Origin of the sequence: Plantibacter sp. M259 (genome assembly GCF_006065115.1) — a bacterium.
Taxonomy (GTDB): domain Bacteria; phylum Actinomycetota; class Actinomycetes; order Actinomycetales; family Microbacteriaceae; genus Plantibacter; species Plantibacter auratus.
This window is the reverse complement of the sequence record NZ_CP040750.1, coordinates 2,027,290-2,043,329: the sequence shown is the minus strand read 5'-3', so window position 1 is coordinate 2,043,329 and position 16,040 is coordinate 2,027,290. Positions and strand designations below refer to the sequence as shown.

The 16,040-nt window shown below is 71.0% G+C and carries 17 protein-coding genes and 1 pseudogene; 14 read left to right on the top strand and 4 right to left on the bottom strand.

Features of this window, described 5'->3' with window-relative positions; translation table 11 throughout:
• Positions 1-39 precede the first annotated feature (39 nt).
• On the top strand, positions 40-1,254 hold the full coding sequence (locus FGL15_RS09460; protein WP_240773886.1) for an ROK family transcriptional regulator: 1,215 nt from the start codon (positions 40-42) through the stop codon (positions 1,252-1,254).
• Positions 1,255-1,282: 28 nt separating this feature from the next.
• Here FGL15_RS09460 and FGL15_RS09455 read toward each other — a convergent pair whose 3' ends face one another.
• Together FGL15_RS09455 and FGL15_RS09450 are read right to left on the bottom strand one after the other, a co-directional pair.
• A complete protein-coding gene (locus FGL15_RS09455; protein WP_138945843.1) occupies positions 1,283-2,335 on the bottom strand; it encodes a Gfo/Idh/MocA family protein in 1,053 nt (350 codons plus the stop codon).
• The gene (locus FGL15_RS09450) at positions 2,332-3,213 is read right to left on the bottom strand and encodes a sugar phosphate isomerase/epimerase (protein ID WP_168223362.1); all 882 of its coding nucleotides are present in this window, start codon (positions 3,211-3,213) and stop codon (positions 2,332-2,334) included. Before FGL15_RS09450 ends, FGL15_RS09455 begins: the two co-directional genes overlap by 4 nt.
• A 100-nt stretch (positions 3,214-3,313) precedes the next feature.
• Between FGL15_RS09450 and FGL15_RS09445 the strand changes: the two genes are divergently transcribed.
• From FGL15_RS09445 to FGL15_RS09395, 11 genes are all read left to right on the top strand, one after another.
• Positions 3,314-4,009: an HAD hydrolase-like protein gene (locus tag FGL15_RS09445; protein WP_240773884.1), complete on the top strand. Its 696-nt coding sequence runs from the start codon at positions 3,314-3,316 to the stop codon at positions 4,007-4,009.
• An 89-nt stretch (positions 4,010-4,098) separates the two neighbouring features.
• The gene (locus tag FGL15_RS09440; RefSeq protein ID WP_138945841.1) at positions 4,099-4,692 is read left to right on the top strand and encodes a sulfite oxidase-like oxidoreductase; all 594 of its coding nucleotides are present in this window, start codon (positions 4,099-4,101) and stop codon (positions 4,690-4,692) included.
• A 38-nt stretch (positions 4,693-4,730) separates the two neighbouring features.
• Positions 4,731-5,417 carry a ferredoxin reductase gene (locus tag FGL15_RS09435; protein ID WP_240773882.1) on the top strand — a complete coding sequence of 229 codons (687 nt, stop codon included), beginning with the start codon at positions 4,731-4,733 and terminating at the stop codon, positions 5,415-5,417.
• A complete protein-coding gene (locus FGL15_RS09430; protein WP_138945839.1) occupies positions 5,417-5,674 on the top strand; it encodes a DUF6510 family protein in 258 nt (85 codons plus the stop codon). Before FGL15_RS09435 ends, FGL15_RS09430 begins: the two co-directional genes overlap by 1 nt.
• A gap of 125 nt (positions 5,675-5,799) precedes the next feature.
• Positions 5,800-6,636, top strand: coding sequence for an alpha/beta fold hydrolase (locus tag FGL15_RS09425; protein ID WP_138945838.1), 837 nt, complete (start codon positions 5,800-5,802; stop codon positions 6,634-6,636).
• A gap of 22 nt (positions 6,637-6,658) precedes the next feature.
• Positions 6,659-7,213, top strand: a complete 555-nt coding sequence (locus FGL15_RS21345; protein ID WP_205858718.1) for a TetR/AcrR family transcriptional regulator — start codon at positions 6,659-6,661, stop codon at positions 7,211-7,213.
• Positions 7,214-7,264: 51 nt separating this feature from the next.
• Positions 7,265-7,642, top strand: a complete 378-nt coding sequence (locus FGL15_RS09415; RefSeq protein ID WP_138945836.1) for a VOC family protein — start codon at positions 7,265-7,267, stop codon at positions 7,640-7,642.
• Between the two features lie 37 nt (positions 7,643-7,679).
• Positions 7,680-8,819, top strand: a complete 1,140-nt coding sequence (locus FGL15_RS09410) for a ThiF family adenylyltransferase (protein WP_138945835.1) — start codon at positions 7,680-7,682, stop codon at positions 8,817-8,819.
• A gap of 58 nt (positions 8,820-8,877) precedes the next feature.
• Positions 8,878-10,113: a gephyrin-like molybdotransferase Glp gene (gene glp / locus FGL15_RS09405; RefSeq protein WP_240773880.1), complete on the top strand. Its 1,236-nt coding sequence runs from the start codon at positions 8,878-8,880 to the stop codon at positions 10,111-10,113.
• On the top strand, positions 10,110-11,093 hold the full coding sequence (moaCB, locus tag FGL15_RS09400; protein WP_138945834.1) for a bifunctional molybdenum cofactor biosynthesis protein MoaC/MoaB: 984 nt from the start codon (positions 10,110-10,112) through the stop codon (positions 11,091-11,093). The genes glp and moaCB overlap by 4 nt, the downstream gene beginning before the upstream one ends.
• On the top strand, positions 11,086-11,514 hold the full coding sequence (locus tag FGL15_RS09395) for a molybdenum cofactor biosynthesis protein MoaE (RefSeq protein WP_138945833.1): 429 nt from the start codon (positions 11,086-11,088) through the stop codon (positions 11,512-11,514). The genes moaCB and FGL15_RS09395 overlap by 8 nt, the downstream gene beginning before the upstream one ends.
• A gap of 73 nt (positions 11,515-11,587) precedes the next feature.
• Here the strand turns inward: FGL15_RS09395 and FGL15_RS09390 are convergent, their stop codons facing one another.
• Both FGL15_RS09390 and FGL15_RS09385 read right to left on the bottom strand, forming a co-directional pair.
• Positions 11,588-12,154, bottom strand: coding sequence for a dihydrofolate reductase family protein (locus tag FGL15_RS09390; protein WP_138945832.1), 567 nt, complete (start codon positions 12,152-12,154; stop codon positions 11,588-11,590).
• Between the two features lie 59 nt (positions 12,155-12,213).
• On the bottom strand, positions 12,214-12,678 hold the full coding sequence (locus FGL15_RS09385) for a hypothetical protein (protein WP_137242842.1): 465 nt from the start codon (positions 12,676-12,678) through the stop codon (positions 12,214-12,216).
• 143 nt (positions 12,679-12,821) lie between these two features.
• On the opposite strand from FGL15_RS09385, the pseudogene FGL15_RS09380 reads away from it, so the two are divergent.
• Both FGL15_RS09380 and FGL15_RS09375 read left to right on the top strand, forming a co-directional pair.
• A pseudogene (locus FGL15_RS09380) lies at positions 12,822-15,430 on the top strand (ABC transporter).
• A gap of 35 nt (positions 15,431-15,465) precedes the next feature.
• Positions 15,466-16,008, top strand: coding sequence for a hypothetical protein (locus FGL15_RS09375; RefSeq protein ID WP_138945831.1), 543 nt, complete (start codon positions 15,466-15,468; stop codon positions 16,006-16,008).
• The last annotated feature ends 32 nt before the right edge of the window (positions 16,009-16,040 follow it).

The following is a 16,040-nucleotide window of genomic DNA, read 5'->3' as shown; positions in this document are numbered from 1 at the left end:
CTGCAACGTGCCGTGAAAAGTCGCAAGGGGGAATGACGAATGCCTCGAGAGGCGATGGTGGAGCAGTCCGGCGGATCGATGGGCAGTCGGTCGTTGCTCCGGAGGATGAACTCGCTCGGTGTGCTGCGCGCCCTGCTCCCGCAGCCGCTCACCCTGAGGGAGCTGGCGGACGCGTCCGGGCTGTCTCGGACGGCCATCGACGCGATCGTGACGGACCTCGTCGAGATGGGCTGGCTCGAATCCGTCGAACGCGCCTCGGCGTCCCGGGTCGGCAGACCCGCCACCGCCTTCCACGTGCGCGCCGGACTCGGCCACCTCCTGTCGCTCGACATCGGCGCGAACCACATCCACGCCGTCGTGACCGACCTCGCCGGTGCCGTCCTGGGCCAGCGCACGGCTCGCCTGCCCGAGGACACGGGCGCGACCGAGCGCATCACCCTGGCGCTGGCGACCGGCGATGCGGTGCTCAGCACCCTCGACCTCACCCGCGGGTCGGTGTGGATCGTCGCCGTCGGCTCCCCCGGCGCGATCGGTCGGGACGGCGAGGTACTGCACTTCGGCGGGACGGGACTCCCGGACTGGGTCGGGCTGAACCTGCGCGAGCGTTTCGAGCGGGAGTTCGACGGAGCCGTCCTGGTGGAGGGCGACGTCGCGCTCGGCGCCCGCGCGGAACTGACCGTCGGCGCAGCCCAGGATCACCGCGACGTCGTCTACCTCCTCTGCGGCGTGCGCACCAGCGCGGCCTCCATCGTCGACGGGAAGGTGCATCGCGGCGTGCACGGTGCGGCAGGGATCGTCGGCGAGATGCCCGAACTCCGGTGGTCCCGCCTGAACGAGCGGTACGGCGAGTCGGTCCTCGGCTCACCACGGCCGTCCCGCGAGGAGATCTTCGAGGCGGCTCGCGCCGGTGATCGGATCGCCCTGGCGGCGATGGACGAGTTCGCGGACGACCTGGCCACCGGCGCAGCGGCCATGGTCCTCGCTCTCGATCCGGAACTCCTCGTGGTCGGCGGCGGAAGCGCTCCGGGCGCGGACGTCTTCCTGCCGCGCTTCATCCGCACCCTCGGCGAGATCTGCCCGCTGCCACCGGACGTGGTCGTCTCCTCGCTCGGTTCGGAAGCGGTGGCGATGGGTGGCGTCAGCCTGGCGTCCCAGCACCTCGACACCGTCCTGCAGACGGCCGTCCGAGACGTGGAGCGGTTCCCCGACCCGGACGGAGCGCAGCTGCTCGTCAGGCGGACCGCAGCGTCCTGAGGCATCGCCGCCCGCGACGGGTGACGGTTCAGCGACCGCCGAGCTGCGCGGCGAGGACCGACGACCGTCGCTCAGGGATCGCCGCGTCGTAGACGTCCTGGATCACGTCGAACGCCTTCCGCGCTTCGGCGGGGTGGAGCCAGAAGGCGCCCGGTTCGTCGAGCCCCGCGTAGAAGTCCTGGATCAGCCGCTCGTGGGACACGCCCCAGTAGGCACGCGCTCCGCTGGCGGTCACGCGCTCGACGGTGGTCTCGACGCGCCCGTCGGCGAAGCGGGCGGTGAGCTCGGCCCCGAGGCTCAGCGTGCCCAGCTCGCAGACGACGTCGATCGTCACCGGCAGGTTCGCGACCCCCGCGACCGTCGCGTAGACCGTGCTCGTCGCGCCACCCGCGTGCACGATGCGCAGCTCGGCCGTGTCCTCGACCTCGATCACCTCGGCGAGCGCGCGAGTGGCGATCGATCCCGTCGCCTCGATCGGGTCGCCGACCAACCACTGCACGAGGTCGATCGTGTGGATCGCCTGGTTCATGAGGAGTCCGCCGCCGCCGGTGTCCCAGCGACCGCGCCACGGGCGATCCTCGTAGTAGGCCGCCGTCCGATGCCACGGCACGACCGCCGAGGCGCCGAGCACTGCGCCGAGCTCACCCGAGTCGAGGAGTTCCTTGGCGCGTTCCGCCGGCTGGTTGTAGCGGTTCTGGAAGCACACCGCGATCTTCGCGCGGCTGTGCTCCGCCGCGGCCAGGAGCCGCTCGGCCTCCTCGCGCGTGTGGGCGAGGGGCTTCTCGAGGATGACGCTGATCCCGCGCTCGAGCGCCCGGATCGCCTGGTCGGCGTGCAGATGGTGCGGGGTGCAGATGTGGACGACGTCCGGTCGCGCGTCGTCGAACAGTCGATCGAGGTCGGTGAATCCCGGGACACCCGTCGCAGCCCTCGCCGCATCGAGCCGGCCGGCGTCGACGTCGCACACCGCCACGAGCTGCGCACCGGGCACCGTCCCGATCGCCGCGAGGTGGAGGGCTGCGATGTCGCCGCACCCGATGACGGCGACGCGACGGAGGACGGGTGCGGGCTCGCGGCTCATCGCAGTTCGATCCCCAGCTCGTCGGTGAGCCTCCGGAAGGCCCGGGCGGCCGCGCCGAACGAGGCGGGACCGGAAAAGCCGCCGAGCGCGTGGGTGTCGGCGAGGTGCGGCTCGAGTGAGGCGAACCCGGCGTAGCCGTCGTCGCGCAACGCCGTGAGCGTTTCACGCAGTTGCCCGTCGCCCTCGCCGGACGGTACGACCTGGCCGCTCTCGGCGACCGCGTCCTTGACCTGCAGGTAGTCGAGGTACGGGCGCAGCATCGCGTAGCCGTCGTCGAACGGCGCCACACCTACCTGGACGAAGTTCGCGTTGTCCCAGGCGAGCCGCAGCGCGGGTGATCCGACCGACTCGACGAGGTCGAGGATGCGCTCCGGGACGTCGCCGTAGATGTCCTTCTCGTTCTCGTGCAGGAGCACGGCCCCCTCCCGCTCGGCCAGATCGGCGAGCAGGCGCATGCGGACCAGGACGTCGTCGCGGGTGGCCTCAACCGGCACGCCCTCGCCGCGGAAGAAGGAGAAGATGCGGATGTTCGGAGTTCCGAGGGCGTGTGCAGCCGCGATCGCTCGCGCGAGGCGGGCGACCTCCAGCTCGGCGTCGAGGGCCACGTCGACCTTGCCGATCGGCGACCCGATGGCGGACACCCCCATGCCCGACTTCTGCAGCTGCGCGCCGAGTCGGGCGAGCTGGTCGGCGTCGAGATCGATGATGTTGACGCCCCACGCGCTCCGGACCTCGATGTGCGATGCACCGAGCGCCTCCAGCACGGCGATCTGCGTCGTCGGGTCGGCGTCGATCTCGTCGCCGAAGCCCGACAGGGTCCAGCTCACCGGGTGTTGTGCATTCACGTGCGCTTCCGCCTTCGCGTTCGTTCTCGTCATCGGGAACCAGACAGTCGGGCTGCCGGCCCTGTCAGCCTACGGCTCTGGCAACCGGTTGACAACCCTCCCTGGCCGGAGGGGTCGCCCTAGGATGGAGCGTGTGACCGATCTCTACCTCGCGAGTACGACCGTGTCCTTCCACCGCAGCTGGTCCTGCGTGCTGTTCGACCTCGACGGCACGATCGTGGACTCGGCGCCCGGCATCATCTCGCGCATGAAGACGACCCTGGCGAACGTCGGTGCCGTCGTCCCGTCCGACGAATCGCTGCTGCGTTGGGTCGGGCCACCGCTGCTCGACTCCTTCCGCGACTTCGCGGACATGGACCCGCTGCAGTCGCAGCTCGCCCTCACCGAGTACCGTCGCCAGGTCGCCATCGAGGGCGCCGAGGTCGGCACCGCGGTGTTCCCAGGCGTCGCCGGGCTGCTCGCGCGCATCTCCGAGGCCGGGATCCCGATCGGGCTCGCGACCTCGAAGCCCGAGTCGCAGGCGAGCACGATCCTCGACCACTTCGGCCTGAGCCAGTACTTCACCGTCGTCACGGGCGCCTCCGAGGACGAGGTCCGCAGCAGCAAGGCCGACGTCGTCGGCGAGGCCCTCCGGCGCCTCACGGCCGCCGGCGTCGACACCTCCCGCACCGTACTGGTCGGCGACCGCCTCCACGACATCGAGGGTGCGGCGGCGCACGGGATCCCGACGATCCTCGTCGAGTGGGGCTACGGCTCGCCGGCAGAGGCCACCGGCGCCCTCGCCGTCGTCCACTCGATCGACGCGCTGTCGAACCTCATCACCGGCTGAGCGAGACCGGAACCACTTGGTGACCCCAGGAGGGCCTGGCTTCACCGACACCTGCTCACTAGGGTGATGACCATCCTGAGGAGGTCGACATGGCGGTGTTCACGCGCGGTTTCGGAGGACGGGCACGGGAGCAGGACGACCGACTCCCGCCCGGTCAGTTCCTCACCGAGGACTTCCCGGTGCTGTCCGCCGGGCCCACGCCGCGGATCGACACCGCCGAGTGGGAGTTCCAGATCCGCACGGAGACCGGCGAGACCCACCGCTGGGACTGGGCGGCCATGCAGGCCCTCCAGCAGGACGACATCACCCGCGACATCCACTGCGTGACCCGCTGGACGAAACTCGGCACGAGCTGGCAGGGCGTCTCCCTCGACACGCTCTTCGCCGAGATCGAGAGTGGCTACGACTTCGTGATGGCCCACTCCTACGGCGGCTACACGACCAACGTCCCACTCGACGACCTCCTGGACGGCAAGGCCTGGATCGCCACCGGCTTCGACGGCGAGCCGCTCGCCGCGGAGCACGGCGGCCCGGCGAGGCTCCTCATCCCGCACCTCTACTTCTGGAAGAGCGCGAAGTGGATCCGCGGCCTCGTCATGCAGCAGGACGACGAACCGGGGTTCTGGGAGCAGAACGGCTACCACGCCTACGGTGACCCCTGGCTCGAACAGCGGTACTCGTGAGGCGCACGGGCCATGTCGACGTCTGGAAGGCGGCAACCGTGGTCACGGCGACGCAGCTGACCCCATCGGGGCGGAGCCTCATCCTGGACGCCCCCGGCTGGGGCGGGAACCTCGCCGGGCAGCACGCCGACGTCCGACTCACCGCACCCGACGGCTACCAGGCGGTCCGCTCCTACTCGATCGCCTCGGCGGACGCCGGTGACCGCATCGAGATCGCCGTCGACCGGGTCCTCGACGGCGAGGTCTCCCCGTTCCTCGTCGACGCGATCGAGGTCGGCGACCAGGTGGAGGTGCGTGGCCCACTGGGCGGCTGGTTCGTCTGGCGCCCCGAGGACACGGAGCCGGTCCTCCTGATCGGCGGAGGTTCGGGCATCGTGCCGCTCATGGCGATGGTGCGAGCGCACGAGGCGGCCGGGAGCACGACGACGTTCCGACTCGTGTACTCGGTCCGCTCACCGCAGGACGCCTTCTTCGCCGACGAGCTCGCTGCGGCGACCGGGGTCGACGTCACCTGGATCTACACCCGGCGAGCGCCCGACGGGTGGCCTCGTCCCGCCGGCCGCCTGGTCGCGGCCGACCTGCAGGCGCTCGAGTCCACCGGCGGCGAGGCCCCGTCGGTGTTCGTCTGCGGACCGACCGGCTTCGTCGAGGCGGTCGCCGACACCCTGGTCGCGATCGGCCATGATCCCGCCCGCATCAAGACCGAGCGGTTCGGAGGCGCGTGATGACCTCGCATCTGGACGGGAACGTCCTCGCCGGAACCCTGTCGGAGTTGACCGGCACCGACCCGAGCGGCACGATGTCGCAGTGCCTCGGGTGCCGCGACGTCTCGCCCCTCGCCGCGGAGCTGGTGTTCGGCACCCCGGACGCGTGGGTGGTGCGCTGTCGACACTGCGACGACGTCCTGCTCGTCGTCCTCCATCACGAGGAGACCACGCGCGTCACCCTCGACGGCGTCCGCTGGTGGACGGACCTCAGCTGACGCGCCTCCCCGCACTCGTTCGCCCATGTTTGGGCGAACGGAGCTTCTGTCGCCCAAAGATGGGCGAACGAACCTCGTCCGTAAAAGCTATTGACATTAGCCAAACGGCGATGCAGACTAGCTTCATGAACACGAACCCGGCATCGACAGGGCCTGCCACCCGCTACCTCGACCGCCCCGAGGGCAAGATCGCCTACGAGATCCAGGGAGACGGCCCGCTCGTCGTCCTCGTCCCGGGAATGGGCGAGCTCCGCTCCTCCTACCGCTTCCTCGCTCCCGCGCTCGTCCAGGCCGGGTACCGCGTCGCCTCCACCGACCTCCGTGGTCACGGCGACAGCCACACGACGTTCTCTTCGTACGGCGACGTCGCGACCGCCTCGGACGTCCACGCCCTCATCCGCGAGCTGGGCGCTCCCGCCGTCATCGTCGGCAACTCCCTTGCCGCCGGCGCTGGCGTGATCGTCGCCGCCGAGCACCCGGAGGACGTGTCCGGTCTCGTGCTCGTCGGACCGTTCGTCCGCAACCCGAAGGCGGGCGCCGTCATGCAGGCGGTCTTCCGCGCCATGATGGCTCCGCTGTGGATCGCACGGGTCTGGAAGGCCTACCTCCCCACGCTGAACGCGGGCCGGAAGCCGGTCGACTTCGACGACCACCTCGCCGACGTCTTCGCGAGCCTGCGTCGCCCCGCCTACGGCAAGGCATTCTCGCAGACGACCAGACAGACCGACCACGCCCCGGCCGAGGCTGCCCTCCCCGGTGTGAGCGCTCCGACGCTCGTGATCATGGGCACCAAGGACCCCGACTTCCCCGACCCTGCGGCAGAGGCCCGCTGGATCGGCGACACCCTGCAGGCCGAGGTCGTCCTCGTCGAGGACGCCGGGCACTACCCGCAGGCCCAGCAGCCCGAGGTCACCTCGCAGGCCGTCCTCGGCTTCCTCCAGTCGGCACTGCACCGTGCCTAGGGCGGGACTCAGCCGCGCGCGCGTGGTGGACGAAGCGGCTGAACTCGCCGACGAGGTCGGGCTCGAGGGGCTGACCCTCGCCGCCCTCGCCGAACGGCTCGGCGTCCGGCAGCCCTCGCTCTACAAGCACCTCGACTCGCTCGCCGGACTCCGCAGGAGCATCTCCCTCCAGGCCAAGGGCGAGCTCGGCGACGTCCTGCTGCGCGCGGCCGTCGGCCGTTCTGGTGCGGACGCGATCACGGTGATGGCCGGGGCCTACCGGGAGTGGGCGCTGGAGCACCCGGCGCGCTACACGGCCGCGCAGTGGATCGCCGGGCCGGAGGACGAGGAGGACACGGCGGCGTCGCTCGGCGCCATCCAGGTCATCTCCGACGTCCTCACGGCCTACGAACTCCGCGGCGACGACGCCATCGACGCGATCCGCGCGTTCCGCTCCACACTGCACGGCTTCGTCTCGCTCGAGGCGGCAGGCTCCTTCGGCCTCGACCGCGATCTCGACCGCAGCTTCGACCGCCTCGTCCGTGGGTTCACGATCACCCTGACCCGTTGGGCCGAGACCGCTGGGGACGAGTCCTAGCCGATCCGCAACGGGTTCCACTGCACGACGCGTGCGGGGTAGCGTGCCGTCATGTCATGTCGCATCAGTGAACTCGTCCTGGACTGCCGCGATCCGGAAGCGCTCGCCCGCTTCTGGTGCGAGGTCCTCGACTTCGTCGTACTCGACCGCGACGAGGACGGGGTGGAGATCGGCGCGCGGGACGGCTTCGGCGGCTCGCAGCCGACGATTATCCTCAGCCGCAGCGACGACCCGCCGCAGCCGAAGTCGAAGCTCCACATCGACGTCAGCCCGACCGACGGCGACCAGGACGCCGAGCTCGAGCGCCTGCTGGCCCTCGGTGCGCGCCCGACGGACATCGGGCAGACGGGCGAGGAGTCGTGGCATGTCCTCGCTGATCCGGAGGGCAACGCCTTCTGCCTCCTGCGCACGCCGGTCAAGCCGGTCTGAGGGCCGGTCGGCACGGTGCCGGTGGGATAATCGGCGCATGTCCTCGACCGCGCGGTACGCCAGGCAGCTCGCCCTCCCCGGGTTCGGACTCGCAGCGCAACAGCGCCTCGCCGACGCACGGGTGCTGATCGTCGGCGCCGGCGGCCTCGGCAGCATCGTCATCCCCGCGCTCGCCGCTGCCGGTGTCGGTTCGGGAGACGGCGCAATCCACCTCGTGGACGACGACACGGTCGAACTCAGCAACCTGCATCGGCAGACCGTCCACAGCACCGCGGACGTCGGCCGTCCGAAGGTCGACTCCGCCGCCGACCGCGCCCTCGCCGTCAACACCGATGCGACGATCCTCAGGCACCGCCTCCGCCTCGGACCAGGCGAGATCATGGGCCTCCTGGCCGACGCGGAGATCGACCTCGTCATCGACGGCAGCGACAACTTCGAGACCCGGTACCTGGTCGACGACGCCGCGACGCTCGCCGAGGTCCCGCTCGTCTGGGGTGCGGTCTCGCAGTACGGCGGGCAGGCCGGGCTCAGCTGGTCGTCTCGCGGCCCGCGCTACCGCGACCTCTTCCCCCACCCGCCGACGGACGGTTCGGTGCTCTCCTGCGAGGCCGGTGGCGTCCTGCCCACCACGGTCGGGGTCATCGGGTCCATCATGGCGACCGAGGCGATCAAGGTGCTCAGCGGGGTCGGGACCCTCTCGCTCGGCCGCGTGACGATGTTCGACGGGCTGAGCGGCGGGTTCCGCGAACTCCGGTACGAGCGCGACCCCGCGGGTGCCCGGCAGGTGTCGCTCGACGAGCACTTGCACCGGACGCCGGGAGGGGATGCGGCGAGCGCCGCAGCCGCAGCACCCCACGAGCCGCGACACGGCGGACGCACGATCACCGCACCACAGCTCGCGGCGAACGACGATGAGGCCGTCCTGCTCGACGTCCGGGAGCCGTGGGAGGCGGAGATCGCCCGGTTGCCCGGTTCGACGCTGATGCCGCTCGGCTCGCTCCCTGAGACACTCCATGCTCTCGACCCCGAGACGCCCGTGGTCGTCTACTGCCACCACGGCATCCGATCCGAGTCGGCGCTCCGCCTGCTCCTCGAGCGCGGCTACTCCGCCGTCCATCTCGAGGGCGGCATCGACGCGTGGTCGCGCCTCGTGGATCCGTCCGTCCCCCGCTACTGACCGCGGCTCCGAACACCCCGTGCAGCCCCACCGACCGACCTCGACGACGGGAACCACCATGATGACGCCAGCGCCCACGAGTCGGAAGACCGTCGAGCAGCACGCCTCCGATGTCGCCGCCCTCCTCGACGACGTGACCGACACCGGCGCCGAGCACGTGCCGATCGACGAGGCCGCAGGTCGGGTGACCGCCGTGGCGGTGCCGTCACCGGTCGACCTGCCGCTGTTCCGCAACTCGCAGATGGACGGTTTCGCGGTTCGGGCAGCAGACCTCACGGGCGATGCGACGCGGCTACGGGTGGTGGGCGAGATCGCCGCGCGCCCCATCGACCCCGCGCCGCTCGAGCCTGGGACCTCGATACGCATCATGACGGGCGCGGTCGTGCCGCCGGGAGCGGACGTCGTCGTACCGGTCGAGGAGAGCGAGGTCGAGACGGATCCGGACGGTGTCGAGACCGTTCTCCTCGGTCCTGCGCGCGGCGGTGGCGAGCGACCGGTGGGGCTGTTCGTCCGGGAGCGCGGGAGCGACGTCCGCTCCGGTGAGGAGCTGCTGCCGGCCGGCGTACGCCTCGCTTCACGACACCTCGCCGTGTTGGCGGCGGCCGGGATCACGACCGTCGAGGTGCGTCGGCGGGTGCGGGTCGCGATCGTCACGACCGGTGCCGAACTCGTCGAACCCGGCGAGACGCCGACGCTCGGCCAGACCTTCGACTCCAACGGGACCGCGCTGGCGGCCGCCGTCGTCGCTGCCGGGGCCGAGGTCGCCGCCCGTGCGCGCGTCGTCGACGACGCCGACGTCCTGCTCGCCCTGCTCGACGACCTCCACGGCGAGGTCGATCTCATCCTCACCTCCGGCGGGATCTCGATGGGCGAGCACGAGGTCGTCCGTGACGTCCTCGGGCCGCTGGGTGGCTGGATCGGTTCGGTCACGATGCAGCCCGGCGGACCACAGGCGCTCGGCGCCCACCGGGGCGTCCCGATCATCGCGTTCCCCGGCAACCCGGTGAGCACCCAGCTCTCGTTCGAGGTCTTCGTCGCTCCGGTCCTCCGCCGGGTCGCCGGCCTGCCGCAGGCGTCGCGTGTGCCGGCGGAACTCGCGGTCGCCGTGCGTTCGGTGCCCGGCAAGCGCCAGTTCCTCCGCGGACGCCGACGAGACGACGGTCGGGTCGAGCCCGTCGCGGGCCCCGGCTCGCATCTCGTCGCCGGACTCGCGGCCTCCGATGTGCTGATCGTGATCCCGGAGGACGTCCTCGAGCTCGACGCCGGTGACGCTGTGGAAGCATGGGCACTATGACCGGGCTCACACACCTCGACGACGACGGCCGCGCACGCATGGTCGATGTCGGCGACAAGGCCACGACGAAGCGGGTCGCGACGGCGACCGCGACCTTCACCACCCGACCAGACGTGATCGCGCTCGTGCAGGCGGACGGCCTGCCGAAGGCGGACGTCATCGCGACCGCCCGCATCGCGGGGATCGCGGGAGCCAAGCGGACGAGCGAACTCATTCCGCTCTGCCACCAGCTCGCGCTGTCGTCCGTGAGCCTCGACTTCGCGTTCACCGAGGACTCCATCGTCATCACCGCGACGGCGAAGACCACCGGCCAGACCGGGGTCGAGATGGAGGCCCTGACGGCCGCGTCGATCGCCGGCCTGACCCTGCACGACATGGTCAAGGCCGTCGACCCGGCATCGGTCCTCGGCGACATCCGGCTGCTGGAGAAGTCCGGCGGCAAGCGGGGGAACTGGACGCCGGAAGCGTCGGAGCCGATCGAAGCACCTGTGGCGCGAACGGTCCGTCCGCGAACCGCGGCCGTCATCGTCGCGTCGACCGCCGGCGCGGCCGGCACGCGCGAGGACCTCACGGGGCCGCGTATCTCCGCCTGGTTGTCCGAGCACGACTACGCGGTCGATGCGGTGACGGTCGTGTCCGACGCCGACGTGCACCTCGCGATCACGGCAGCCCTGGGCGCCGCGCCCGCGGTGCTCATCACGACGGGCGGCACCGGCCCCTCGCCGAGCGACCGCACCCCGGAGGCGACGCAGCCCCACCTCGACCGCGAACTGCCCGGCATCGCGGAGGCGATCCGCACCCTCGGGTCGACCAAGACCCCGACCGCGGCGCTCAGTCGCGGGCTCGCGGGGGTATCCGGCGGCACCGTCGTGGTGAACCTGCCCGGGTCGACCGGTGGCGTGAAGGACGGGCTTACGGTCCTCGACGGCCTCCTCGACCACCTCGTCGCCCAGATCGCCGGAGGTGGCGCGCATGAGTGAGTCGACGGTTCCCGAGGTCCTCGCCCTCATCTCCGAGTCGGCCCTGGACGCGCATGCGATCGAGGACTTCGTCGCGGCGCCCGCCAACGGCGCACTCGTCGCCTTCCGAGGGATCGTGCGCGACCACGACCACGGCGAGGCGGTCGACGCCCTCGACTACCGGGCCCATCCCGATGCCCAGCGGTTCCTGGAGGACTGCTGCCGGACGGTCGCCGCGGAGACCGGCCTGCGGGTCGCCGCCGCCCACCGCGTCGGGTCGCTCGTCGTCGGCGACCTGGCCCTCGTGGCCGCTGTCGCCGCTGCGCACCGGGCCGAGGCGTTCGCCGCCTGCGAGCGTCTGGTCGAGGAGATCAAGCGCACCGTCCCCATCTGGAAGCGCCAGCACCTGGCCGACGGCGAGACGGAGTGGGTCGGTCTGTAGCGGCCCGTCCTCGATTCGCCCCGAGTGGTCGCACGCACGAAGCGCGGGCGACGATTCGCGGCGAATCGAGCTGTCAGCGCGGCAGCACGTCGTAGGTGATGCGCACGAGCCCGTCCTCGGGCGTCGCGTGGGTACCGCGGAGCCGCAGGCGGACGTCGGCGTCGAGATCGCCGAAGAGGCGGGCACCCGAGCCGATGAGCACCGGCGCGACCGACACGGTGATCTCGTCGACGAGGCCAGCACCGAGGAACGCCTGGATGGTCCTGCCGCCGTCGATGTAGACGCGGCCGGCCCCAGCCTGGTCGAGCAGGGCGGCCGCCTCGTCGAGCGACCCGGCGACCGTCATGCGGTCGTCCCCTGCCTCGAGCGTGGTGCTCAGCACGACGACGCGCTTGCCCTCGAACGGCCACTCACCGAAGCCGAGGACGGTGTCGTAGGTGGTGCGACCCATCACGAGGGTGTCGATCGTCGGGAAGAACGAATCCCAGTCGAGCGCCGGGTGCCTCCCCGGTGCATCCGCTGCATGCTCCCGCGGCTCGAGCTCCGTGAGCCAGCCGAGGTCGCCGTCGGGCTTTGCGATGAAGCCGTCGAGGCTCACGCCGATGAAGACACAGCCGTGCCAGGAACGTTCACGAGTCATGAGGACGATCCTGCCGTCCACCCCCGACATCGTTCACGACCGGTTCTCGCCAGACATCCTCACTCCACGTCGTACGGCTCGAAGCGCGTCCAAGGCTCGCGGCGCATCCAGCGCCGTGTCGGGGCCAGGAAGCCGTCGAGTCGGACGTTCTCCTCGACGGTGCCGTCCCGGAAGGTGACCCGCACGGCGAACCGGATCGTTCCGACGAGCTCCTCTGCGCGTCCGGCGATCGCGGCGTCGATCACCCGTTCGGCGAACGCGGTGTCGAGCGCTCCGTCGTCGAGTTCCCACCGGCAACCGTGTCGGCCGAGGTGCAGGATCATCTCGTGCGGGGTCAGGAGCAGGTCGATCGAGGCCGCTCTCGGGTTCACGGGCTCGACGCTCAGGTTGGTCCACGGCAAAGCCGTGTCGACCTCCTCGACCGAAGTGACGGCCGATGCACCTGCCAGGCGCTGCACGAGCGAACGCCAGTACTCGACGCTCGCCGCCACGATGGTTCGCGGGTCATCGGCTTCATGAGACACGGTGGACTCCAACTCTGCGCCCGCTTCGGGCAACCGACGATCGTCTCAGCTCGGCGATCCTCCTGGCAAGAGCCTCGCCCGCACACCTGCAGGGACGCGTCAACCACTCCGCATCGCGGTAGCGAGCGACGTAGGGTGATCTGATGCCCGAACACGCCCCCGAAGCATCCGACCCGTTCGTCCGCGTCCGGGGAGCCAACGAGAACAACCTCCGCAACGTGGACGTCGACGTGCCGCGCGATGCGATCGTCGCCTTCACCGGGGTCTCCGGCTCGGGCAAGTCGTCGCTCGCGTTCGGCACCATCTTCACGGAGGCGCAGCGACGGTACCTCGAGTCCGTCGCCCCGTACGCCAGACGGTTGATCCAGCAGGGTCACGACCCGCACGTCGACTCGATCTCCGGCCTGCCACCGGCGGTCGCCCTGCAGCAGCGACGCGGCGCCCCCAGCTCGCGCTCCAGCGTCGGCACGGTGACGACCCTCTCGAACTCGCTCCGCATGCTCTTCTCGCGCGCCGGCACCTTCCCCGAGGGGTTCACGACCCGACTCGACTCGGATGCCTTCTCCCCCAACACCGCCGTCGGCGCCTGCCCGGAGTGCCATGGCATCGGCGTCGCACACACGGTCACCGAGGACTCCCTCGTGCCCGACCCGTCGCTGAGCATCCGCGAGGGCGCGATCGCCGCGTGGCCGGGAGCCTGGCAGGCGAAGAACCTCCGCGACATCACCATCGCCCTCGGATACGACGTCGACCGCCCCTGGCGGGAGCTCGACCAGGAGGACCGCGACTGGATCCTCTTCACCGAGGAGCAGCCGGTCGTGCAGATCACGCCGCAACGCGACCGCGTCGCGAAGCCGTACAACGGCATGTTCTGGAGCGCCAAGCAGTACGTCTTCCACACCCTCTCCGACTCCAAGAGCCAGATGATGCGGAACAAGGTGCTGCAGTTCGTGCGCTCGGGTCCGTGCCCGCTCTGCCACGGCACGGGACTCCGCCGCGAGGCGCTCGCGGTCACCTTCGCCGGCCGCACGATCGCCGAGCTCAACGCCCTGCCGATGACGGAGCTCGCCGAGGTCATCCGCCCCACCACGGAGCTGAAGGACGCGGCGCCCGCGCTCCCGACCACGCTCTCCGGCGAGCGCACCGACGTCGCCGTCGCCATCACGACCGATCTCCTCGCGCGCATCCGTGTGCTCACCGACCTCGGACTCGGCTACCTCGGACTCGGGCGCGTGACGACCACGCTCTCCCCCGGCGAGATGCAGCGGCTCCGGCTCGCGACCCAGCTGCGCTCCGGGCTCTTCGGCGTGGTCTACGTCCTGGACGAACCGTCAGCGGGTCTGCACCCGGCCGATGCGGAGCCCCTCCTCGAGGTGCTGGAGCAGCTGAAGCGCTCGGGCAACTCGGTCTACGTCGTCGAGCACAACATGGACGTCGTCCGGAACGCGGACTGGATCGTCGACGTCGGCCCCGGTGCAGGCGAGGGTGGCGGCGACGTGCTCTACAGCGGGGCCGTCGAGGGTCTCGCCGAGGTCGAGGCCTCGGCCACCCGCCCGTTCCTCTTCCCCGACCAGCACGGGCCGGCTGCTGCACGACGAGCACTCCGTGAGGCGCGCGATTGGCTGGAGGTCGAGGGCATCACGCTCCACAACCTCGCCGGCGTCGACGCCTCGATCCCCTCGGGACCTTCGTCGCCGTCACCGGTGTCTCGGGTTCCGGCAAGTCGACCCTCGTGAGCCGGGTCCTCCGCGACGTCGTGCGCGATCACCTCCGGGCAGACGGCCGGGGTGCGGACGACGTCGCAGACGATGACGACGAGGTGCCCGCCGATCCGGATGCGACGGAGGGTTCCGGCCTGGCGGAGGCGACGGTGCCGGACGGACACGCCGACACGCTCACCGTCCGCCGCGTGCGGGGGCTCGAGCACGTCGACCGCCTCGTCCGCGTCGACCAGAAGCCCATCGGTCGAACGCCGCGGTCGAACCTGGCGACCTACACCGGGCTGTTCGACGCCGTCCGCGCCGCGTTCGCCGCCACGGACCTCGCCCGCGAGCGCGGGTACACGGCCGGCCGGTTCTCGTTCAACGTCGCGGGAGGTCGCTGCGAGACCTGCCTCGGTGAGGGCTTCGTGTCGGTCGAGCTGCTGTTCCTCCCCGGCAGCTACGGGAAGTGCCCGACCTGTGACGGCGCCCGGTACAACGCCGAGACCCTCGAGGTCACCTACGACGGGAAGTCGATCGCAGACGTCCTCGCACTCACCGTCGAGCAAGCGGCCGAGTTCCTCGCGGCCGTCCCGGCGGCGGCGCGCAGCCTCCGCACCCTGCTCGAGGTCGGCCTGGGATACCTGCGGCTCGGCCAGCCGGCCACCGAGCTGTCGGGCGGCGAGGCGCAGCGCATCAAGCTCGCGACGGAACTCCAGCGGGTGCGACGCGGTCACACCCTCTACCTCCTCGACGAGCCGACGACCGGCCTCCACCCGGCCGACGTCCGTCGTCTGCTGGCGCAGCTGAACGCGCTCGTCGACTCCGGCGACACCGTCGTCGTGGTCGAGCACGAGATGGACGTCGTCGCGGCGGCCGACTGGGTGATCGACCTCGGACCGTCCGGCGGCGACGCGGGTGGGCGCATCGTGGCCGCAGGCACCCCGGACGCCGTCGCCGCAGACCCCGACAGCCGCACCGCGCCCTACCTGGCGAAGCGACTGGCGTTGCTCGGTGCGGCACCGTCACCGGAGGACGCGTCGGCGGGATGATGTCCCGCCGACGCCGAGCGCCTAGCGTGGAGTCCATGCAGACGACCGATGCACACCGTGACCTCCGCGCTCAGCGCATCGCCGTCGTCGTCTGGGCGGTCGCCGCGACGGTGATGCTGGTGCTCGCTCCCATCGAGGAACTCATCTGGGCACCGCTCGCGATGACGGACGACTCCTACGGCCTCGAGGCGATCTACGGGGTGTTCACGCCCACCACCCTGGCCGTCGGCCTCGTCGGAGTCGCGATCGCGTTCCTGCTCGGTCTCACGGCCATCCTGGTGTTCACCTCCGTCGGGTGGCGCGGGCGGCTCGGTACGCACTGGATCCACGTCGCGACCCTCGGATCCATGCTCGTCTGGCTCGGTCTCCTCGCCATGTTCTTCGCCGGGTTCGGCGTCGGGAACACCGTGTCCGACGAGATCCCGCCGTACGTCGGTCGGTCGTCGCCAGTCGGCGAACTGCTCCAGATGCTCGCACTCGTGGCGTTCCTGGCGACCGTCGTCGGTGCGATCTCCTCGCTGATCCTGATGTTCCGGTCGGCCGGGGTGGCCCGTCGCGCTTGGCAGGCCTCGCGATGAGCACCTATCCGACACCTGACGTGTAAGGTCAC